The sequence below is a fragment of the Streptomyces vastus genome (assembly GCF_039532825.1).
Classification (GTDB): Bacteria; Actinomycetota; Actinomycetes; order Streptomycetales; family Streptomycetaceae; genus Streptomyces; species Streptomyces vastus.
Map to the genome: position 1 here is coordinate 1 of NZ_BAAASJ010000017.1, position 20,531 is coordinate 20,531.

At 68.7% G+C, this 20,531-nt stretch carries 16 protein-coding genes and 1 tRNA gene; 14 read left to right on the forward strand and 3 right to left on the reverse strand.

Translation table 11 applies throughout. The annotated features are described in order from the left end of the window. Positions 1 to 200: 200 nt before the first annotated feature. From ABD357_RS06185 to ABD357_RS06215, 7 genes are all read left to right on the forward strand, one after another. On the forward strand, positions 201 to 1,490 hold the full coding sequence (locus ABD357_RS06185) for an ABC transporter substrate-binding protein (RefSeq protein WP_344388033.1): 1,290 nt from the start codon (positions 201 to 203) through the stop codon (positions 1,488 to 1,490). Further along, positions 1,490 to 2,491 (forward strand): carbohydrate ABC transporter permease, encoded by a 1,002-nt coding sequence (locus tag ABD357_RS06190; protein WP_344388034.1) that lies wholly within the window; start codon positions 1,490 to 1,492, stop codon positions 2,489 to 2,491. Before ABD357_RS06185 ends, ABD357_RS06190 begins: the two co-directional genes overlap by 1 nt. Beyond that, positions 2,488 to 3,381 (forward strand): carbohydrate ABC transporter permease, encoded by an 894-nt coding sequence (locus tag ABD357_RS06195; protein ID WP_344388035.1) that lies wholly within the window; start codon positions 2,488 to 2,490, stop codon positions 3,379 to 3,381. Before ABD357_RS06190 ends, ABD357_RS06195 begins: the two co-directional genes overlap by 4 nt. A gap of 10 nt (positions 3,382 to 3,391) precedes the next feature. Then, complete coding sequence (locus ABD357_RS06200; RefSeq protein ID WP_344388036.1) at positions 3,392 to 3,991, forward strand: hypothetical protein; 600 nt, start codon at positions 3,392 to 3,394, stop codon at positions 3,989 to 3,991. An 87-nt stretch (positions 3,992 to 4,078) separates the two neighbouring features. Further along, on the forward strand, positions 4,079 to 6,829 hold the full coding sequence (locus ABD357_RS06205; RefSeq protein WP_344388037.1) for an exo-rhamnogalacturonan lyase family protein: 2,751 nt from the start codon (positions 4,079 to 4,081) through the stop codon (positions 6,827 to 6,829). Between the two features lie 101 nt (positions 6,830 to 6,930). Further along, positions 6,931 to 7,389 (forward strand): SRPBCC family protein, encoded by a 459-nt coding sequence (locus tag ABD357_RS06210; protein WP_344388038.1) that lies wholly within the window; start codon positions 6,931 to 6,933, stop codon positions 7,387 to 7,389. A gap of 39 nt (positions 7,390 to 7,428) precedes the next feature. Continuing rightward, positions 7,429 to 7,500 (forward strand) — tRNA-Val (locus tag ABD357_RS06215). 76 nt (positions 7,501 to 7,576) lie between these two features. Here ABD357_RS06215 and ABD357_RS06220 read toward each other — a convergent pair. After that, entirely contained in the window at positions 7,577 to 8,302 is a 726-nt protein-coding gene (locus tag ABD357_RS06220) for a 3'-5' exonuclease (RefSeq protein ID WP_344388039.1), read from the reverse strand. Positions 8,303 to 8,481: 179 nt separating this feature from the next. On the opposite strand from ABD357_RS06220, the gene ABD357_RS06225 reads away from it, so the two are divergent. The 4 genes from ABD357_RS06225 (at position 8,482) to ABD357_RS06240 (ending at position 13,019) form a co-directional block, all read left to right on the forward strand. Then, the gene (locus ABD357_RS06225) at positions 8,482 to 9,048 is read left to right on the forward strand and encodes a DUF4365 domain-containing protein (protein WP_344388040.1); all 567 of its coding nucleotides are present in this window, start codon (positions 8,482 to 8,484) and stop codon (positions 9,046 to 9,048) included. Continuing rightward, a complete protein-coding gene (locus ABD357_RS06230; RefSeq protein ID WP_344388041.1) occupies positions 9,045 to 10,277 on the forward strand; it encodes a hypothetical protein in 1,233 nt (410 codons plus the stop codon). The genes ABD357_RS06225 and ABD357_RS06230 overlap by 4 nt, the downstream gene beginning before the upstream one ends. A 123-nt stretch (positions 10,278 to 10,400) precedes the next feature. Beyond that, entirely contained in the window at positions 10,401 to 12,377 is a 1,977-nt protein-coding gene (gene thrS, locus ABD357_RS06235; protein ID WP_344388043.1) for a threonine--tRNA ligase, read from the forward strand. 78 nt (positions 12,378 to 12,455) lie between these two features. Then, complete coding sequence (locus tag ABD357_RS06240; protein WP_344388045.1) at positions 12,456 to 13,019, forward strand: HIT family protein; 564 nt, start codon at positions 12,456 to 12,458, stop codon at positions 13,017 to 13,019. 148 nt (positions 13,020 to 13,167) lie between these two features. Here the strand turns inward: ABD357_RS06240 and ABD357_RS06245 are convergent, their stop codons facing one another. Together ABD357_RS06245 and ABD357_RS06250 are read right to left on the reverse strand one after the other, a co-directional pair. Continuing rightward, positions 13,168 to 14,829 carry a hypothetical protein gene (locus tag ABD357_RS06245; RefSeq protein ID WP_425584751.1) on the reverse strand — a complete coding sequence of 554 codons (1,662 nt, stop codon included), beginning with the start codon at positions 14,827 to 14,829 and terminating at the stop codon, positions 13,168 to 13,170. Between the two features lie 169 nt (positions 14,830 to 14,998). After that, positions 14,999 to 17,197: an elongation factor G-like protein EF-G2 gene (locus ABD357_RS06250; protein WP_344388046.1), complete on the reverse strand. Its 2,199-nt coding sequence runs from the start codon at positions 17,195 to 17,197 to the stop codon at positions 14,999 to 15,001. A 193-nt stretch (positions 17,198 to 17,390) separates the two neighbouring features. On the opposite strand from ABD357_RS06250, the gene pgsA reads away from it, so the two are divergent. Genes pgsA through ABD357_RS06265 form a run of 3 tightly spaced genes read left to right on the forward strand, consistent with a single transcriptional unit; the run spans position 17,391 to position 20,301 of the window. Next, positions 17,391 to 18,221, forward strand: a complete 831-nt coding sequence (pgsA, locus tag ABD357_RS06255; RefSeq protein ID WP_344388230.1) for a phosphatidylinositol phosphate synthase — start codon at positions 17,391 to 17,393, stop codon at positions 18,219 to 18,221. Continuing rightward, complete coding sequence (locus tag ABD357_RS06260; RefSeq protein WP_344388047.1) at positions 18,218 to 19,144, forward strand: phosphatidylinositol mannoside acyltransferase; 927 nt, start codon at positions 18,218 to 18,220, stop codon at positions 19,142 to 19,144. Before pgsA ends, ABD357_RS06260 begins: the two co-directional genes overlap by 4 nt. Further along, the gene (locus ABD357_RS06265; RefSeq protein ID WP_344388050.1) at positions 19,141 to 20,301 is read left to right on the forward strand and encodes a glycosyltransferase family 4 protein; all 1,161 of its coding nucleotides are present in this window, start codon (positions 19,141 to 19,143) and stop codon (positions 20,299 to 20,301) included. The genes ABD357_RS06260 and ABD357_RS06265 overlap by 4 nt, the downstream gene beginning before the upstream one ends. Positions 20,302 to 20,531 lie beyond the last annotated feature (230 nt).

Below are 20,531 nucleotides of genomic sequence, written 5' to 3' on the forward strand. Positions count from 1 at the left end.
ACCCCACCCCACCCCACCTGCACCCTCTTCCAACGCCCCTGCCCGCCCAGCCCCGTTCGCGCCGTCGCGCGAGCGACCCCGGCCACATCAATTCCTGCCCGGGTCATTGACGCGCCCGGAGGGCCTCCGTAACTTGTGGCGGCAAGCGCTTACTTGAAACGATTCATGGGGCGGACGCATCGTCGCGGGGAGGCTCAACCATGCAGCAGGACAGAAATGTTGAGAGGCGAACGATCCTTAAGGCGGGGGGAGCCTCGCTGGCCGCGCTGGGGCTGGGGGCCACGGCGACGGCCTGTGGGGGCGGCAGCGGTGCCGGAGACGGGACGGTGACGATCCGTTACGCGTGGTGGGGCGCTGAAGACCGGGCCCAGCGCATCAACAAGACCATTGCGCTCTTCGAGAAGAAGTACCCGAAGATCAAGGTGAAAACGGACTTCCAGCCGTACACCGACTTCTGGAAGAAATTCAACACCCAGGCCTCCGGCGGCAATCCGCCGGACGTTTTCCAGAATGCCGTCGGATTCCTGCGCAAATACGATGCGAAGAATGTGCTGCTCGACCTTAGTGAGCAGGTCAAGGCGGGCAACCTCTCCATGGACGGCTTCCGTGCCGGCCTGGAGAAGTTCGGCGAGATCGACGGAAAGCTCCTCGGCGTACCGGTCGGCTCCAACTCGATGGCCCTTGTCATCGACAAGCCCGTCTACACCAAGGCGGGCGTGACGCCGGAACAGGGCTGGACCTGGGACGACTATCACGAGGCGTTGCAGAAGATCCGCGACAAGGCGGGGCGCGCGGGAGACACCGGCCCGTACAACGTCATGTACCTCTACGACCTCTTCCTGCGTCAGAACGGCAAGGCGTTCTTCACCGAGGACGGACTCGGCTTCACCGAGGCGGATCTGACGGACTGGTGGACCAAGGCTGAGCGGCGGGTCAAGCAAGGTCTTTACGCCGACCAGAAGAAGGTCATCCAGATCAAGCCCAAGTCGGCGGTCTCCGGTGAAATCGCCGGCGGCGAGTTCACCTGGGACAACTTCACAGTCCGCTACACCGCCGAGGGCAAGAGTGAGTACGGCCTGGCGCCCATCCCCACCACGGACGGCAAGAAGACCGGCCAGTACCTCGGCTCCCTGATGCTCAGCGCTTCCAAGCGCACCCAGCACCCCAAGGAGGTCGCCCAGTTCATCGACTTCATGGTGCACGACCCCGAAGTCGCCAAGATCATGGGCTACGACCGCGGTGTGCCCGCGACGCAGGCCCAGTACGACGCGTTCAAGCCGGCCGACCCGGTCAACAAGGCGATCGCCGAGTACGAAGAGTCCCTCGTCGCGGCGGGCGTCCTGGAGCCCATCACCCCGCACCCGAACGGCGCGGACATCTGCGAGTCCGCGTTCCTGCGCATCGGCGAGGAACTGGGCCTGGGTGAGCGGTCGGTGGCCGACGCCGTCAAACAGTTCTTCACCGAGTCGAAGACGGCTCTCACCGGCTGATGGGAACCACCGTGACGCACGCCCCTGCGATGGAGGACCTGACCAAGGGCTCCGAGCCGCGGCACGGTCCGGTGAAGCCCGAGCGCTCCGCCGCCCTCAAGCGGCGGCGGCGCCGGGAGAACCTGGCCGGCTATCTCTTCATGTCCCCCTGGATCGCCGGTTTCCTGCTGCTGACAGCGGGCCCTATGGCCGCCTCGCTCTACTTCGCCTTCACCGACTACAACCTGTTCGACGCGCCCAAGTGGATCGGCCTCGACAACTTCTCGGAGATGTTCGGCGACCCGCGCTGGCGGCACTCGGTGCGGGTCACGCTGTGGTACGTCGTCGTCGGCACGCCGCTCAAGCTGCTCCTGGCCCTCGGCGTCGCCCTGCTCCTGGCCCAGAGTCGGCGCGGCCAGGCCTTCTACCGGGCCGCCTTCTACGCGCCGTCGCTGATCGGGGCGAGCGTCTCCGTCGCGATCGTCTGGAAGGCGATCTTCTCGGACGACGCGATCGTCGACCGTACACAGAAGATCTTCGGCATCGACGTCGGAGGCTGGACCGGCAACCCGGACATGATCATCTACAGCCTGGTGGCGCTCACCGTCTGGCAGTTCGGCGCCCCGATGGTCATCTTCCTCGCCGGTCTCAAGCAGGTCCCGCGCGAGCTGTACGAGGCGGCAGAAGTCGACGGGGCGGGCAAGCTCCGCCGGTTCTGGAACATCACCCTGCCGATGATCTCCCCGGTGCTCTTCTTCAACGTCCTGCTGGAGACGATCCATTCCTTCCAGATATTCAGCTCGGCGTACATCGTCGGCGGCGGCGCCGGCGGCAATGCCTGTGGCCCTGCGGACGGCTCAATGGTCTATACCTGTTACCTCTACGTTCAGGGCTTCGAGAACAGCCGGATGGGGCTGGCCTCCGCCATGGCCTGGATGCTGCTCGTCGCGGTCGCCCTGGTGACGGCGGTGCTGTTCTGGTCCCAGAAGCGCTGGGTGCACTACGAGGAGGGCGCCCGATGAGCGCACCGGCCACCGACATCACTCCGGCCCGTTCCACCAAGGCGGGCAACTTCCGCCGCAGGCTGCCCGGTTCGCTTGCCTGGCACGTCGGGTCCCTGGTGATCCTCGCAGTCATCCTGTACCCGGTGGTCTGGGTCGTCGGCGGGTCCTTCAAGCGGAGCGAGAACGTCGTCGGCAGCCTGGATCTCTTCCCGGGCGACCCGATCATCTCCAATTACACGAGCCTCGCCGACGGCATCGCGGACATCTCGATCTCCACGTTCTTCTTCAACTCGCTCCTCCTCGCGGTGGGTTCGGTGATAGGGATCGTGGCGTCCTGCTCGTTGACGGCGTACGCCTTCGCGAGGATCCGGTTCGCGGGCCGCAATCTGCTGTTCACGCTGATGATCGGCACCCTCCTGTTGCCGTATCACGTGCTGCTCATCCCGCAGTACGTGCTGTTCCGCAACATGGACATGATCAACACGTACACCCCACTTCTGCTCGGCAAGTACCTCGCCATCGAGGCGTTCTTCGTCTTCCTGATGGTGCAGTTCATGCGCAACCTGCCCAAGGAGCTCGATGAGGCGGCCCGTCTCGACGGCTGCGGGCACCTGCGCATCTACTGGTCGATCGTGCTGCCGCTGTGCCGGCCGGCCTTGATCACCAGTGCGATCTTCACCTTCATCAACTCCTGGAACGACTTCATGGGACCGCTGATCTACCTCAACGAGCCCAGCAAGTACACGGTCTCCCTGGGGCTGAAGATGTTCGTGGACCAGGAGGGCGTGGCCAACTACGGCGGCATGATCGCTATGTCGCTCGTCGCGCTACTGCCCGTCCTCGCCTTCTTCCTCGCCTTCCAGCGCTATCTGATCGACGGTATGGCGACGTCCGGTCTGAAGGGCTGAGGTGCGCAGGATGAGCCAGGCATCTGCCAAGACGCGCGGTACGCCGCGGGAGTCCGTCTTCGCCGAGCGGTTCGCGCTCTTCGCCGAGTGTCTGCTGACGGGTGTATGGATCGCGGTGGCTTCGCTGCCCCTGGTCACCTACCCCGCCGCTTTCGCCGCCGGGGCGCGGCATCTGCGGCGGCGTACGGACCACCAGGGCGGCGGCTGGCGGGAGTTCGTCGCCGACTTCCGGGCGGCCGTGCGCCACGGGTGGGTCGTCGGCGTCGCCGGCTGGGTCGCGGCCGTCGCGGTCTGGGTGGATGTGCATGCCGTACGGGCCGGGATCCCCGGTGGGCCGCTCGTCGGCGCCGTCGGGCTGTTCGCCCTGATCGGACTGGTCGTCGCCGGAATGCGAGCGGCGGCGGTCTGGGAGCCCGATGCGTCGTGGCGGGTGCTGCTCGGGGCCGCCGGGCGCCGTACCGTCCTCGATCCCGCCGGGTCCTTTCTGCTCGTCGGCGGACTGGTCGTGGTGGCCTGCTCCGCCTGGTTCGTCGTGCCGCTGGCGGTCCCCGTCCTGGGGGCCGTCGCGGCGGCGGCTCTTGCCGTGGAGGCGCGCGGCCGACGCCGCTGAGCGGCCGCAGCTCAAACAAGGTCGACGCCCCGGCGTCGTACCTCTCTCTGTCATGCCCCTGACTTCCCCGCACGGAAAGGAAAGGCCATGTCTCCCATCCCCCGCAGGTCCCTCCTGAAGGCCGCAGCAGTCGCCGGCGCCGCCGCCCAGTTCAGCTGGGCCTTGGGCACCCAGGACGCGCAGGCCGCGCCCAGAGCCGAGCCGGGCGACGCCGACCCGGTGACCCTGGACTGGCTCGAGGAGGGAGGCCTCGGCGCCGCCCCCGGTTCCACCGTGGGCGTGCCCTGGCCGAAGGGCGCGTACGAGAAGGACCAGACGTTCGCGCTGAAGGACGCAGACGGCAAGGAGGTGCCGGTCCAGTCCTGGCCCATCGGCTACTGGCCGGACGGCTCGCTCAAGTGGACCGCGCACGCGGTCGGGGCCGGAGTCGGCGCCGGGAAGCTGACGCTCGCCGCCGGTGCGCCCGCGGCGCCCGAGAAGAAGGTCACCGTCGACAAGAGCGGCGGCACCATCGACGTATCGACCGGTGTCATCACCGCGAAGATCGGCAAGAGCGGCTCCACGCTCGTCAAGTCCGTCGCCCGCGGCTCCACCGAGATCGCCAAGGACGGCCGGCTCGTACTGCTGCGCCAGCCCGAGATCGAGGACGGCGACCAGGGCACGGAGAAGTACGAGCGGTTCGAGAGCGTCATCGGCGAGGTCGAGGTCGAGCAGGACGGGCCAGTACGTGCCGTGGTCCGCGTCGACGGCAAGCACCGTAAGGGCGGCCGGAGTTGGCTGCCGTTCTCGATCCGCCTCTACTTCTATGCGGGCGCCGAGTCGTTCCGCATGGTGCACACGATCACGTTCGACGGGAAGCAGGAGCCCGGCAAGGCGAGCGGCGACTTCATCCGCGGCATCGGTGTGCGCTTCAAGGTGCCGATGCGGGACGCCGCGTACGACCGGCACATCCGCATCGGCGGCGAGGGCACCGGTCTGCTGCGCGAGGCGGTCAAGGGCATCACCGGGTTGCGGCGCGACCCGGGGGCGGCGGTGCGGACGGCCCAGTTCGAGGGCAAGAAGCTGCCCGACCCGTCCACCTGGGACCAGCGGGTGACCACCCGGCTGCAATACATCCCCGAGTGGGGTGACTACACCCTCTCGCAGCTCTCGGCCGACGGCTTCGGCGTCCGCAAGCGCACCAAGAAGGGCCACGGCTGGATCCCCGCAGGCGGCGGCCGTCGGGCGAGCGGCTTCGGGTACGTCGGCGGCGCGAGCGGTGGATTCGCCTTCGGCCTCAGGGACTTCTGGGAGAAGTTTCCCGCCCAGCTCGACATCCGCGACGCCCAGACCGACGAGGCCGAGGTCACGCTCTGGCTCTGGTCGCCCGAGGCACAGCCCATGGACCTGCGCTTCTACCACGACGGCATGGGCCAGGACACGTACCCCGAACAGCTCGAAGGCCTCAACATCACCTACGAGGACTACGAGCCCGGCTTCGGCACGCCCTACGGCATCGCCCGCACCAGCGAACTCCTTTTCTGGGCCCACGAGTCCACGCCGAGCGCCGAGGCGATGGCCCAGCAGGTCGAAGCCGTACGCACTCCGCCGCAGCTCGCCGCCCCGCCGGGGCAGCTCATCAAGGCAGGCGTCTTCGGCAAGCTGTTCGCCGAGCCGGACCGCTCCACGGCCGCCAAGGCGAAGATCGAGGACCACCTCGACTTCCTCTTCACCTATTACAAGGATCAGGTGGAGATGCGCCGTTGGTACGGCTTCTGGGACTACGGCGACATCATGCACAGCTACGACCCCAGCCGCCGCCAGTGGTGTTACGACGTCGGCGGCTACGCCTGGGACAACTCCGAGCTCTCGCCCGACCTGTGGCTCTGGTTCGCGTACATGCGCTCCGGCCGCGCCGACATCTTCCGCTTCGCCGAGGCCATGACACGGCACACCGGCGAGGTCGACGTCTACCACCTCGGCAAGTGGGCGGGCCTCGGCACCCGCCACGGCGTCCAGCACTACGCGGACAGCGCCAAGCAGCAGCGCATCGCCAACACCACCTACCGCCGCTACTACTACTTCCTCACCGCGGACGAACGCGTCGGCGACCTCATGCACGCCAATGTCGACTCCGACGAGACGTTCCTCGTGCTCGACCCCATCCGCAAGATCCGCACCGAGCCCTACACACCCGACCGCAACGCCCTCTCCATCGGCTTCGGCACCGACTGGAGCGGCCTCGTCTCCGCATGGCTCACCGAGTGGGAGCGGCGCGGCCCCAAGTGGGAGAAGGCCAAGGCACGCGTCCTGTCCACGATGGAGACCATCGCCGCCCAGCCCAACGGCTTCGTTCAGGGCAATGCGCTGTACGACCTGGACACCGGGAAGTTCGCCGTCGCCAAGGAGGCCAAGGTCAGCGTCTCGCACCTGTCGGCGATGTTCGGCCTGGTCGAGCTGAACGCCGAGCTCATCGACCAGATCGACATGCCGAAATTCAAGGAGGCGTGGCTCGACTACTGCCGCTACTTCAACGCCACGAAGGCCGAGCAGAAGGCCCGTTACGGCTCCGACTTCGGTTCCCTGCTGCTCTTCCAGGGCCATGCGCGGCAGGACGCGTACGCCGCCGTGCAGTTGAAGGACGACAAGCTGGCCGCGCGGGCGTGGCGGCAGTTCTACAACAGCGCCGACACCTGGGACTACAAGGAGTCCACCGACTGGTCCACGAAGAAGATCGAGGGCCCGACCGGGCTGGTGCCCGGCAGCGAGGCGGCGTGGGTGTCCACCAACGCGACGGCGCTGTACGGGCTGGCGGCGATCCAGAACCTGGCGTTGGTCGGCGACAAGATTCCGTCATGACCGTCGCCTAGCACCACCTCCCCAACTCCTCCCGCACTCGCCGCGCGCAACGACCGGCGAGTGCGGGAGGCAACCACCGGCTCAGAGGGCAGACTCGGGCCATGGACTGGACGCACTACCGCTTCCGCAGCCTGTGGGTTCTCGGCGCATCGGCCGACGACGTCTACGACGTGCTGGCCGACGCCGAGAATTACCCCAGATGGTGGCCGCAGGTGCGTGAGGTGACGCGGATCGACGACCACAGCGGGATCATCCGTATCCGCTCACTGCTCCCGTACGACCTGGTGTTCACCGCGCGAGAGGTACGCCGCGACCGGGCGGCCGGGGTCCTGGAGATCGCGATGACGGGCGACCTGGACGGCTGGGCACGCTGGACGCTCACCTCGCAGGGGCCGGGCACGCGCGCCCGCTACGACCAGGAAGTCCACGTGACGAAGCCCCTGCTCCGGCGCCTCGCCCTGCCCGGACGGCCGGCGTTCCGCGCCAACCACGCGCTGATGATGCGGGCGGGGCGGCGCGGGCTGGCCGCGTACCTGCGCGCGAACCATCAACAGGTTTGATGAGAACCCCGCTCGACCTGTATGGTTCAGTGCGTTCCTGGGCGATTAGCTCAGTGGGAGAGCGCTTCGTTCACACCGAAGAGGTCACTGGTTCGAACCCAGTATCGCCCACCCGGAGACAGCCGGTCCGTCACAGACGGACCGGTTTTTCGCATGTCAGGGCTTATGCCAGGACCTGTTCCACGTCTTACGCCGCCGCCGGGAGCTCCGGACGCAGAGGCCATGCCGGATCGACCGCCTCCTCTGTGCCGCTGCGTGCGAACCACGCCTCCAGGCCGCGGGCCTGCGCCGCGTGCCACACCGCCTGCAGCGTGTGCAGTTCGGCCGGCGAGAGCCGTTCCAGGCGGGCCGCGAAACGCCGCCCCACCGCGCGTACGACATCCATCGCGGCCTGCGCGTCGGCCGCCGCGTCATGGGCGCCCGTCAGCTCCACGCCGTAGTGCGCGCACAGGTCGGTCAGCGTGCGGCGGCCCTTGCGGTAGCGGTCCAGGTGTTTGTCGAGGACCCGCGGATCGAGCACGCGCAGCGGCACGGTCTCGAACCAGTGGTCCAGCGACGACGCCCGATGCCGACGCAACTCCCGGTCGAGCAGCGTCAGATCGAACGGCGCGTTCATCACCACGAGCGGGCGACCCGCCGCGCTCTGCTCGGCCAGCTCCCTGACTATCTCGTCCATCACCGGCGACGGCCAGCGGCCGTTGTGCTGCAGGTGATCCTCCGTCAGACCGTGTACCGCCGTTGCCTCTTCGGGCACCGGAACGCCCGGATTGACCAGCCAGCGGCTCACCCGCGGCCGGCCCCCGGAAGCGTCCTGGACGACGACGGCGGCCGACACGATCCGGTCGGTCTCCACGTCCACACCGGTCGTCTCGGTGTCGAACGCGGCCAGTGGACCTTCGTACCAGCACGTCATACGCACGCAACTCCTCATTCACCCTCGGCAGTTGACGCACCGTCCGCGCCGCCCTCTGCCCCGATTCGGTGATACCCGTGCTGTTTGCGGCGTACGCCGGAAGGAGACAACAGAGATACGGGTCTTTGCAGTTCAGCGGCCCGTCGCGGGGATTCACCGGTTTCGGAAGGCTGTTGGAAATGGCCATCGCGCAGCCCGAACAGGGCGGGCTGCTGCCTCAGCGGACACCACCGCATCGCGGCACACTCGCCACCACCGCCTGCATGGAGACACTGCAGGTCGGCTATCTGCACGCGGTCGCAGCGGCCGCGGGCTGCTCCCTGTCCCAGCCCTTTCCGGACAACGGCATCGACTGGCACGTCAGCCACAGCGCCCCCGGCCACACGGTCGACGACGAAGTCACCATCAAGGTGCAGCTCAAGTGCACGTACCAGATCCCGCCGAACCCCCCGGGCCCGGCCTTCTCCTTCACGCTCGACAACGCCCACCTGGAGAAGCTCGCCCGCAGCCCGGTCTCGGTGCACAAGATCCTGGTAGTGATGCTCGTGCCCAGATCCCAGGACGACTGGCTGCGCGCCAGCCACGACCGGCTCGATCTGCGGCACTGCTGCTACTGGACCAACCTCGCCGGACATCGCATCACCGGCCGGCGCAGGACCACCGTGCGAATACCGACCTCGCGCATCTTCGACGACCGGGCGCTCTGCGAGATCATGACGCGGGTCGGAACGGGAGGCAGACCGTGACGCACCGCCCGACCGACGAACCGGCACGATCAGCCAGGCCCCACCCAGTGGAGCCGACGGGCCAGTGGGACCGGCCGCCCAGGCCCGACCGGGTCGACCCCGCCGTCCTCAGCGCGCTGCTGCACCGGCACGGCTGGCAGCGCCGCGGCGGAGCCCCCGGACGGTACGGCCGCTGGACCCCGCCCGGGCCCGGCGGCGCCGGCACCAGCCTGCTCGTGCCGGAGAGCCGGGCCTTCCCCGACAGCGAGGACCTCCTCGGCGAGGCCCTGGTCGCGCTTTCGCGCAGCGGCTTGCCCTCCGCGCGTGACGTCCTGGTCGGCCTCGCCGTGCCCAGCGACGAGATTCGCTGGTGGCGCGATGTGCCCACCGGGCCCGTGGGCGCCACGCCCTGGACCGTCGAGGAGCAACTGCGCAAGGCAGCCCGCCAGATGCTCCTTGCGGGCGCCCTCGCCGTACGCGCGCGTGCGGGCTATTACGGCGCCCGCCACCGCAGGCCCGCCGCCGCGTCCCTGGAGGACGTGCTCGTCTCAGCCGCGCCCGGCGGCCGGCAACTGACCGCCTTGGTGCCCGTCGCCACCGGACGGCCGCTCGCCGTCCGGCTCCACCAGGCGGTGTACGCGGCCCGCGAGGCCATCGACTACCAACGCGCCACCGGCGGCATGGACGCCTTCGACGGCGCCGTCGAAGCGGGCGTCAGCCATGAGCTCACAGAGGCTCTCGTCACCCTCGTGAAGGGCACCGAGGGCGCTCGGATCGCCGTCGAGTGGGCACCCGCCGCCGGAGTCCCCGAGGGCTGCGCGACACCCGCCGAACCCGTCGAGTTCTCACCCGGCGACCTGCCCGTGCTGCGGGAGGCCGGCGCCCGCTACCTGCGCGACGAGCCGTCCGTGGCGGTGCGGCTCACGGGCACGGTCGTACGGATGCGCAGGTCGGCGCCGCGCGGTGACGGCACCGTACGGCTGCGGGTCATCGCGGGCGCCGAGGTCCCACACGTACGGATGACGCTCGACGAGGAGGCGTACCGGATCGCGGGCCATGCCCATCTGGTGGGGCTGCCGGTACGGGTGCACGGGCGGCTGGAGAGCCGGGGCGGCTTCCGGCGGCTGACCGGGGCGTCCGGGGTCGTGCCCGTGCAGGTGGACGACGCGGAGCGGGACCGGCTGATGAAGTCGCTGCAGGAGACGGCGGAGATCACGGCTTTCTTTGAGGAGGCGTGCGGCGGGGACTGAGACGGGGGACGGCGGGGCAGACCTAACCGTTTCGCAAGGGGTGCCCTGGGCTCGGTACGATCGCCCTTGTCTATTGCACGCGTAATCAAAGATCCGCGTGCCCCTTGCAGTCAGGAGAGACCGGTGTCAGACGTCCGTGTGATCATCCAACGCGATTCCGAGCGGGAAGAGCGCGTGGTGACGACGGGCACTACGGCCGCCGATCTGTTCGCCGGAGAGCGCATCATCGTCGCCGCACGCGTGGCCGGCGAGCTGAAAGACCTCGCGTACGAGGTGAAGGACGGCGAGACCGTCGAGGGCGTCGAGATCTCCTCCGAGGACGGTCTGAACATCCTGCGCCACTCCACCGCGCACGTCATGGCGCAGGCCGTGCAGGAGCTCTTCCCCGAGGCCAAGCTGGGCATCGGCCCGCCGGTCAAGGACGGCTTCTACTACGACTTCGACGTGGAGAAGCCGTTCACGCCCGAGGATCTCAAGGCCATCGAGAAGAAGATGCAGGAGATCCAGAAGCGTGGCCAGCGCTTCTCGCGGCGTGTGGTGACAGACGAGGCCGCGCGTGAGGAGCTGGCCTCCGAGCCGTACAAGCTGGAGCTCATCGGGCTGAAGGGCTCGGCTTCGTCCGACGACGGCGCGGACGTCGAGGTGGGTGCCGGCGAGCTGACCATCTACGACAACATCGACGCCAAGACCGGTGACCTGTGCTGGAAGGACCTCTGCCGGGGTCCGCACCTGCCGACCACCCGGAACATCCCGGCGTTCAAGCTGATGCGCAACGCCGCCGCGTACTGGCGCGGCAGCGAGAAGAACCCCATGCTCCAGCGCATCTACGGCACCGCCTGGCCGTCCAAGGACGAGCTGAAGGCGCACCTCGAGTTCCTCGCCGAGGCCGAGAAGCGCGACCACCGCAAGCTGGGCTCCGAGCTGGACCTTTTCTCGATCCCCGAGCAGATCGGCTCCGGCCTCGCCGTCTTCCATCCCAAGGGCGGCATCATCCGTCGGGTGATGGAGGACTACTCGCGGCGCCGCCACGAGGAGGCGGGCTACGAGTTCGTCTACACCCCGCACGCGACGAAGGGGAAGCTCTTCGAGACCTCGGGGCACCTGGACTGGTACGCGGACGGTATGTACCCGCCCATGCAGCTCGACCACGGCGTGGACTACTACCTCAAGCCCATGAACTGCCCGATGCACAACCTGATCTTCGACGCGCGTGGGCGGTCGTATCGTGAACTGCCCTTGAGGCTCTTCGAGTTCGGTACGGTCTACCGCTACGAGAAGTCGGGTGTGGTGCACGGCCTGACCCGGGCCCGCGGCTTCACCCAGGACGACGCGCACATCTACTGCACGCGCGAGCAGATGTCCGAGGAGCTCGACAAGCTGCTCACTTTCGTCCTCGATCTGCTGCGGGACTACGGTCTGACCGACTTCTATCTGGAGCTGTCGACCAAGGATCCGGAGAAGTTCGTCGGCTCGGAGGCGGCGTGGGAGGAAGCGACCGAGACGCTGGCCCAGGTCGCCGAGAAGCAGGGACTGCCGCTGGTTCCGGACCCGGGTGGCGCCGCCTTCTACGGGCCGAAGATCTCCGTCCAGGCAAAGGACGCGATCGGCCGCACCTGGCAGATGTCGACGATCCAGCTCGACTTCAACCTGCCGGAGCGCTTCGAGCTGGAGTACACCTCGCCCGACGGTTCCAAGCAGCGTCCGGTCATGATCCACCGCGCGCTGTTCGGCTCGATCGAGCGGTTCTTCGCGGTACTGCTCGAGCACTACGCGGGTGCGTTCCCGGCGTGGCTGGCTCCGGTGCAGGCGGTCGGTATCCCGGTGGGCGACGCACACGTCGAGTACCTGGAGACGTTCGCTGCCGAAGCGAAGCAGAAGGGGCTGCGGGTCGAGGTGGACGCCTCGTCCGACCGGATGCAGAAGAAGATCCGTACGCAGCAGAAGCTGAAGGTTCCTTTCATGATCATCGTCGGCGACGACGACATGAACGCGGGGACCGTGTCGTTCCGGTATCGCGACGGTTCACAGGAGAACGGCATTCCCCGGGACGAGGCACTGGCGAAGCTCGTGGACGTGGTGGAGCGCCGGGTCCAGGTGTGATCGTGGCCCTGCCACAGCGGCGCTTTGGCCCCCGGGTTTTCCCCAGGGGCCTTTGCCGTGCATGGTGTGTGAAGCCATATGCTGCACCACATGACGAGTGAGCCGGAGCAGCAGATCGGGGTGGGGACGCAGGACGCGTTCCAGCGCTTGTGGACGCCCCATCGGATGGCGTACATCCAGGGGGAGAACAAGCCCAGCGGCCCTGGTGCCGACGACGGCTGCCCGTTCTGCTCGATCCCGGCCAATTCCGACGAGGACGGGCTCGTCATCAAGCGGGGTGAGCAGGTCTACGCGGTGCTCAACCTGTACCCGTACAACGGCGGTCACCTGATGGTCGTGCCGTACCGGCACGTAGCTGACTACACCGAGCTGACCGCTGAGGAGACCGCGGAGCTCGCCGAGCTGACGAAGCAGGCGATGGCTGCGTTGCGCTCCGCTTCGGGGGCGCATGGGTTCAATATCGGCATGAACCAGGGTGGGGTCGCGGGCGCGGGGATCGCCGCTCACCTTCACCAGCATGTCGTGCCTCGGTGGGGCGGCGACACGAACTTCATGCCGGTCGTCGGGCACACCAGGATCCTGCCTCAACTCCTTGCGGACACCCGCAAGATGCTCGCGGAGGCGTGGCCTACGGCGGCCTGAGCGCTCCGCTTGGAATGCGGTTCGAAGCTGCGGGTCCGTTGTGGCTGGTCGCGCAGTCCCCGCGCCCCTGAAGGGCGCGGGGCTGCCACTGGTCGCCACAGGAGCATCCTTGTCTCCGGGCACCCACCCCCGCTGAACCGCCGGAGGCCTACGCGTCGTAGACGTCCGCCTTGCTGGGGGCCGCGTCCTGGACCTGGGTGCTCAGGAACGCTGAGCGGGTGCCGAACTTTTCGGTGTTCACGCCGTTCTCGTCGAGGACGCGGATGGCCGCGGCGTGGACCACGCGGAGGATGGGCGTCGCGGCGCGCAGGGCGTCGTCTGCCATGAAGCGGTGGCGCCAGGGCTTGTCGGCCCAGGCGTGGCGCAGGCCGAAGGGCTCGGGGAGGACCAGCTTGCCGCCCAGCCAGTCGAGGATCGGCGGATACCAGGTGAAGGGGGCGCGCACCGCGAGCCGTACCACCTCGTCCGTCTCGACCAGCGGCAGCTTCCGCTCCGTCGTCTCCCAGAACTTGACCGTCTTGGCGACTTCCTTCGTCTTGGCCGCGGGCTTCGAGGTGAACAGGGAGTGCACGGGTCCCAGGGCATGACCGGTGACCTCGATCCGCAAGGTCTCGTGCAGCACGGTCACGGTGATCAGCATGGTGATGATCAACTGGCCGTCCCAGAGCGTCCACTGGACCCCGAGGTAGTGCCGGTCGCCGCTGCCGAACTGCTGCTTGTTGCAGATGTCCTGAATGGCGTGGTTCTTGATCTGGTACGCGTCAACGTCCGTACCCCCCGGCCGGGACACCTCCGCGGCGTTCTCCCCGATCGGTGTGACCACCCAGTGCCGTATCGAAGGCTTCGGGAAGCCACCGGTGTTGAGCGGCCCGCGCTCCAGCATGCGCAGCTGGTCGTGGATCGAGCGTATGACGTCCCAGCTGCGGAAGGGGTGGATCTCCTTGTCGGCGTCTGCCGGCACCAGGTCCTCGGCGAGGTGCCAGCTGCCCCAGCGCGTACCCATGCCGAGTATGCCCTTGGGGCCCGCGTAGAACACGGAGTTGGACTGCTGCTCGGCGGTGAGCCGGGCCAGCCCCTGGCGCAGCCGCTCGGCCGCGGTCTCACCGGGACTGCCTGGCACCGCCTCGGGGATCTTGGCGCCTATGCCGCCGCCGGCCAGCAGACTGGCCCAGCGCTCGCGCATGTCCTTCGCCGTACGCTCGCAGATCTGCCGCGCCCAGAACCAGCCGAGGACGGGCGCGACGACCGCCGCGCGCGCATACCAGGCCCAGAAGCCGGTGAACGGCATCCGGATCAGGAAGATCACGGCGAGGGCGGCCACACCGATCAGAAGGGCCGTGGCGAGGGCGGAGGCACGCTTGTTGGTGGTCTTGTCGATCGTCCGGCGGATCTGGAAGACCAGCAGCCAGACCAGCAGACCGGGCAGGAAGATCAGACCGGTCAGCACCATCACGGCGGTGAGCCAGCTGTCCCGCTCCTTGCGGATGCGGTTCGCCGCCAGGCAGTGCTCGACGATGACCTGCGGCTCCGTGCCGAACGACTGGATGAGCGGCTTGCGCGCACCGCCCAGCATCCTCAGCTGCACGGCGCGGGCGAACGCCTCACCCAGGTTCGGCTTGCAGATCGTCGCCCACTTGAGTCCCGGCTTGACGGTCGACTTGTGCCACTCGCTGTTCGCTTCGAGGATCTTCTCGACGGGGTCGTCGCGGTACGCCGCCGAGGCCAGGGCGAACGTCGCCGCCGTCTGTCCCGCGGCACCCTGGAGCGGAATCTGTGCCCCGGGCCTGAAATCGAATCCGTCGTCCGCCACTGACCGCCCCCATCGCCGCCTTGCTCCGCTGCTGCGGCTTTTCCCGACTTCCGTACTCCGCACACCTGTTGATCAGGTCGTCGTCTTGATCAGGTTCTCAGAGTAGCCGCCGGGACCGACAATCGTCGGCGGACAGCCCAAGCTGCCCGCCGACACTACGAGAGATCAACTAGGGGGAGTCCTGGGCCTGTTCGCGGATCTTCTCGGCCAGCTGAGCCGGCATCGGCTCGTGCCGCGCGTAACGCCGGCTGAACCGTGCGGTGCCGTGAGAGAGGGAGCGCAGATCGACCGCGTACCGGTCGATCTCGATCTCGGGGACCTCGGCCCGTATGAGCGTCCGCCCGCCGCCCGCCTGCTCGGTGCCCACGACCCGGCCGCGCCGCCCCGACAGATCGCTCATCACGGCGCCCACGTAGTCGTCGCCGACCAGGACCGTCACCTCGGCGACCGGCTCCAGGAGATGGATCTTCGCGTCGGCGGCGGCCTCACGCAGGGCGAGCGCGCCGGCGGTCTGGAACGCGGCGTCCGAGGAGTCCACCGAGTGCGCCTTGCCGTCGAGCAGCGTCACCCGTACGTCGATGAGCGGATAGCCGGCGGCCACACCCTTGGCGGCCTGGGCGCGCACGCCCTTCTCCACGGACGGGATGAACTGCCTCGGCACGGCCCCCCCGACGACCTTGTCGACGAACTCGATGCCGGAGCCGCCGGGCAGCGGCTCGACCTCGATCTCGCAGATCGCGTACTGCCCATGCCCGCCGGACTGCTTCACATGACGGCCGCGGCCGGCCGACTTGGCGGCGAACGTCTCCCGTAGGGAGACCTTGTGCGGTACGACATCGACCTGGACGCCGTACCGGCTGCGCAGCCGCTCCAGGGCGACGTCGGCGTGGGCCTCGCCGAGGCACCACAGGACCACCTGGTGGGTGTCCTGGTTCTGTTCCAGGCGCATCGTGGGGTCCTCGGCGACCAGCCGGCTCAGGCCCTGCGAGAGCTTGTCCTCGTCCGCCTTGCTGTGCGCGTGGATGGCCAGCGGCAGCAGCGGGTCGGGCATCTCCCACGGCTCCATGAGCAGCGGGTCGTCCTTGGCCGAGAGCGTGTCGCCGGTCTCCGCGCGGTTCAGCTTGGCCACACACGCCATATCGCCCGCGATGGCGTGCGAGAGGGTGCGCTGCTGCTTGCCGAACGGTGCGGACAGGGCGCCGATGCGCTCGTCGACATCGTGGTCCTCGTGCCCGCGATCGGCCAGCCCGTGCCCCGAGACGTGCACCGTCTGGTCGGGCCGCAGGGTGCCCGAGAAGACGCGGACGAGGGAGATCCGGCCCACGTAGGGGTCGCTCGCCGTCTTCACGACCTCGGCGACCAGCGGCCCGTCCGGGTCGCAGGCCTTGATCTCGCGTGGTTTGCCTTCCGGAGTGGTGACCGTGGGTGCCTCGGGCTCCAGCGGGGTCGGGAAGCCGCCGGTGATGAGCTCCAGCAGCTCGACCGTGCCCAGGCCCTGACGGGCGCCGTCGGCCGCGGGTGCGGCAGCCAGCACCGGGAAGAAGACCCCACGCGCCACAGCACGCTCCAGGTCCTCCACCAGCGTCTTGAAGTCGATCTCCTCGCCGCCGAGATAGCGGTCCATGAGGGTCTCGTCCTCGCTCTCGGAGATGATGCCCTCGATCAGCCGGTTGCGGGCCTCCTCGATGAGCGGCAGCTGGTCGGGACCCGGTTCGGACTCCTTGCGCTCTCCGGAGGAGTAGTCGAACAGTTTCTGCGAGAGCAGCCCGATCAGGCCCGTCACGGGCGCGTGCCCGTCAGGGCCCGGCGCTCCGTGGAGCGGCAGATACAGGGGCAGTACGGCGTCCGGGTCGTCGGCGCCGAAAGCCTCCGCGCAGGTCCGCGTCATCTCGTCGAAATCGGCTCTGGCCGCTTCGAGGTGGGTGATCACGATGGCCCGTGGCATACCGACCGCCGCGCACTCCTCCCACACCATGCGGGTCGAGCCGTCCACCCCGTCCGAGGCCGAGACGACGAAAAGGGCCGCGTCCGCTGCTCGCAGACCGGCCCTCAACTCCCCGACGAAGTCGGCGTATCCGGGAGTGTCCAGAACATTGACCTTGTACCCGCCCCATTCGACGGGCACCAGGGAGAGCTGTACCGACCGTTGCTGCCGGTGCTCGATCTCGTCGTAGTCGGAGACGGTGCCGCCGTCCTCCACGCGGCCCGCCCTGTTCACCGCTCCCGCTGTCAGTGCGAGAGCTTCCACCAGAGTCGTCTTGCCCGATCCGCTGTGGCCGACCAGCACCACATTCCGTACGGACGCGGGGTGGTCGGCCGCCGTAGCCCTGCCGGCGGCTCCGGGGTGTGCGTTCGCCTTGTCGCCCATGGCCTTGCCTCCCGTGCACGGTGAGGTCATGTGTGGGCGCGGACATGCGGACCCGCGTGCCGCGTGCGGTTGGCGGCTCCGGTGACGCCCGCGGTCCTTTCGAGCTTTCCACTCAGGTTACGGCGCGTCCATACAAAGGACGTGATCGTGCGCTCAGGGTCCCGCCCGCCGTCCACGCGCGCGCGTGGCTACGATGGGCCAGCCGGTGGCCAGCAGGGGCCGCGCGGCCACACCGACCCTCGGGAAGGCCATGCTGAACAAGTACGCGCGTGCATTCTTCACGCGTGTTCTCACACCGTTCGCCGCGTTTTTGATCCGCCGCGGCGTCAGCCCCGACACGGTCACGCTCCTGGGCACGGCGGGAGTGGTCGCGGGCGCGCTGGTCTTCTTCCCCAGGGGCGAGTTCTTCTGGGGCACGATCGTCATCACGCTGTTCGTGTTCTCGGACCTCGTCGACGGCAACATGGCCCGCCAGATGGGCCGCTCCAGCCGCTGGGGCGCCTTCCTGGACTCGACCCTCGACCGGGTCGCCGACAGCGCGATCTTCGGCGGCTTCGCGCTCTGGTACGCGGGGAGCGGTGACGACAACATCCTGTGCGCGGTCTCGATCTTCTGCCTGGCCAGCGGCCAGGTGGTCTCGTACACCAAGGCCCGTGGCGAATCGATCGGCCTGCCCGTCGCCGTCAACGGCCTCGTCGAGCGGGCCGAGCGCCTGGTGATCTCGTTGGTCGCGGCCGGTCTTGCGGGCTTCGAGACGTTCGGGGTACCCGGTATCCATGTGCTGCTGCCCATCGCCCTGTGGATCGTCGCCGTCGGCAGCGTCGTCACGCTGATCCAGCGGGTCGTCACGGTACGCAGGGAGTCCGCGGAGGCGGATGCCGCGACCGGCCAGGAAGGCGACCGGCCGGGCGGCCAGGACAACGGCCGGGAACAGGGTCCGGAGAGCGCCCCACAGGACAACTCGCAGGACAACTCGCAGGACAGCTCAAAGACCAGCTCACAGAGCAGCGAGGCCACATCGTGAGCGGTGTGCGGGAACGGCTGACGGACGGCGCGTACGCCCTGGGCTGGAGCACAGTCAAGAAGCTCCCCGAGCCCGTGGCCGAACGGCTCGGCAGGACCATCGCCGACATCGCCTGGAAGCGGCGCGGCAAGGGGATACGCCGTCTGGAATCCAATTACGCGCGCGTGGTGCCCGACGCGACCCCCCAGCGGCTCGCCGAGCTCTCCAAGGCGGGCATGCGCTCGTATCTGCGCTACTGGATGGAGTCTTTCCGGCTGCCGGCCTGGAGCAGGGAGCGTATCGCGAGCGGCTTCATCCCCCAGGACCTGCACTACCTGACCGACGGGCTCGCATCCGGCAAGGGCGTCATCCTCGCGCTGCCGCACCTGGGCAACTGGGACCTCGCCGGCGCCTGGGTCACCACCAAGCTGGAGATTCCCTTCACCACGGTCGCCGAGCGGCTCAAGCCGGAGACGCTGTACGACCGTTTCGTCGCCTATCGCGAGGGCCTGGGCATGGAGGTGCTCGCGCACGAGGGCGGCTCCGCGTTCGGCACGCTGGCCCGCAGGCTGCGCGACGGCGGGCTGGTCTGCCTGGTCGCGGACCGCGACCTGTCCGCCTCCGGAGTCGAGGTGAAGTTCTTCGGTGAGACGACACGGATGCCCGCGGGCCCGTCGCTGCTCGCCCAGCAGACCGGCGCCCTGCTGCTGCCGGTGACGCTCTGGTACGACGACTCGCCCGTGATGCGGGGCCGTGTGCATCCTCCGGTTGATGTCCCCGAGACAGGTACCCGGGCCGAGAAGACGTCTGTCATGACGCAGGCGCTGGCAGACGCCTTCGCCACCGGCATCGCCGACCATCCGGAGGACTGGCACATGCTCCAGCGCTTGTGGCTCGCTGACCTGGAACCCCGCCCCGAGCTGTCCGACGGGGAGCGCCCGTGAGGATCGGCATCGTCTGTCCGTACTCCTGGGACGTGCCCGGCGGCGTCCAGTTCCACATCCGCGATCTGGCGGAGCACCTCATCCGCCTCGGGCACGAGGTGTCCGTCCTCGCCCCGGCGGACGACGAGACACCCCTGCCGCCGTACGTCGTGTCGGCGGGCCGCGCGGTTCCGGTGCCGTACAACGGGTCGGTGGCCCGGCTCAACTTCGGCTTCCTGTCCGCCGCGAGGGTCAGGCGCTGGCTGCACGACGGCACCTTCGACGTGATCCACATCCATGAGCCGGCCTCGCCGTCGCTCGGCCTGCTGGCCTGCTGGGCCGCACAGGGCCCCATCGTCGCGACCTTCCACACGTCCAACCCGCGCTCGCGGGCGATGGTCGCCGCGTACTCGATCCTCCAGGCGGCCCTCGAGAAGATCAGCGCACGGATCGCCGTGAGCGAATACGCACGGCGCACGCTCGTCGAGCACCTGGGCGGCGACGCGGTCGTCATCCCGAACGGCGTCGACGTCGACTTCTTCGCGAAAGTCGAGCCCAAGGCCGAGTGGCAGGGGGAGACGATCGGCTTCATCGGCCGCATCGACGAGCCCCGCAAGGGCCTGCCGGTCCTCATGAAGGCCCTCCCGAAGATCCTCGCCGAACGGCCGGGGACGCGTCTTCTGGTGGCCGGCCGCGGTGACGAGAAGGAGGCCGTCGAGTCACTGCCCAAGGAGCTGCGTGCACGCGTCGAGTTCCTCGGCATGATCAGCGACGAGGACAAGGCGCGGTTCCTGCGCAGCGTCGACCTGTACGTCGCCCCCAACACCGGTGGGGAGAGCTTCGGGATCATCCTCGTCGAGGCCATGTCGGCGGGCGCGCCCGTCCTCGCCTCCGACCTCGACGCCTTCGCGCAGGTCCTCGACCAGGGCGCGGCGGGCGAACTGTTCGCCAACGAGGACGCGGACGCGCTGGCGGCCTCCGCGGTACGACTGCTCGGCGACTCCGGGCGCCGCGCGGAGCTTCGTGAGCGGGGCAGCGCGCATGTCCGGCGCTTCGACTGGTCGACGGTCGGGGCGGACATCCTCTCCGTGTACGAGACGGTCACGGACGGAGCCGCCGCGGTCGCCGCCGACGAACGCAGCGGGTTGCGGGCGCGGTTCGGGCTGGCCCGGGACTGAGCGGGGCGTCTGGTGCGGGAGAGCTGCGCAACGTGCGGGAAGTGCCGCAGGAGGGCGCCACGACGCCTCTGACGGCCGAGGAGGAGCTGCGGGCCCGGTAGTGTTCGCAGCCGAGATCGGCGCGCAGTCGGCCCGTCAGGGATGGGCGACGTTTCCCGCGCACACGCCTCAGGAGCGCATCCGGCTGTACGCGGTGGCGCGGGATCGGGGAGGGGCTGGACAACCTAGTG

Excerpts from the sequence above, each read along its gene's own strand:
- ABD357_RS06225 (WP_344388040.1), top strand. The coding sequence starts at position 8,482 with ATGGCCATCGCGCAGCCCGAACAGGGCGGGCTGCTGCCTCAGCGGACA.
- ABD357_RS06240 (WP_344388045.1), top strand. The coding sequence starts at position 12,456 with ATGCTGCACCACATGACGAGTGAGCCGGAGCAGCAGATCGGGGTGGGG.
- ABD357_RS06195 (WP_344388035.1), top strand. The coding sequence starts at position 2,488 with ATGAGCGCACCGGCCACCGACATCACTCCGGCCCGTTCCACCAAGGCG.
- ABD357_RS06220 (WP_344388039.1), bottom strand. The coding sequence starts at position 8,302 with ATGACGTGCTGGTACGAAGGTCCACTGGCCGCGTTCGACACCGAGACG.
- ABD357_RS06190 (WP_344388034.1), top strand. The coding sequence starts at position 1,490 with ATGGGAACCACCGTGACGCACGCCCCTGCGATGGAGGACCTGACCAAG.
- ABD357_RS06250 (WP_344388046.1), bottom strand. The coding sequence starts at position 17,197 with ATGGGCGACAAGGCGAACGCACACCCCGGAGCCGCCGGCAGGGCTACG.
- ABD357_RS06210 (WP_344388038.1), top strand. The coding sequence starts at position 6,931 with ATGGACTGGACGCACTACCGCTTCCGCAGCCTGTGGGTTCTCGGCGCA.
- ABD357_RS06200 (WP_344388036.1), top strand. The coding sequence starts at position 3,392 with ATGAGCCAGGCATCTGCCAAGACGCGCGGTACGCCGCGGGAGTCCGTC.
- pgsA (WP_344388230.1), top strand. The coding sequence starts at position 17,391 with ATGGGCCAGCCGGTGGCCAGCAGGGGCCGCGCGGCCACACCGACCCTC.
- ABD357_RS06185 (WP_344388033.1), top strand. The coding sequence starts at position 201 with ATGCAGCAGGACAGAAATGTTGAGAGGCGAACGATCCTTAAGGCGGGG.
- ABD357_RS06205 (WP_344388037.1), top strand. The coding sequence starts at position 4,079 with ATGTCTCCCATCCCCCGCAGGTCCCTCCTGAAGGCCGCAGCAGTCGCC.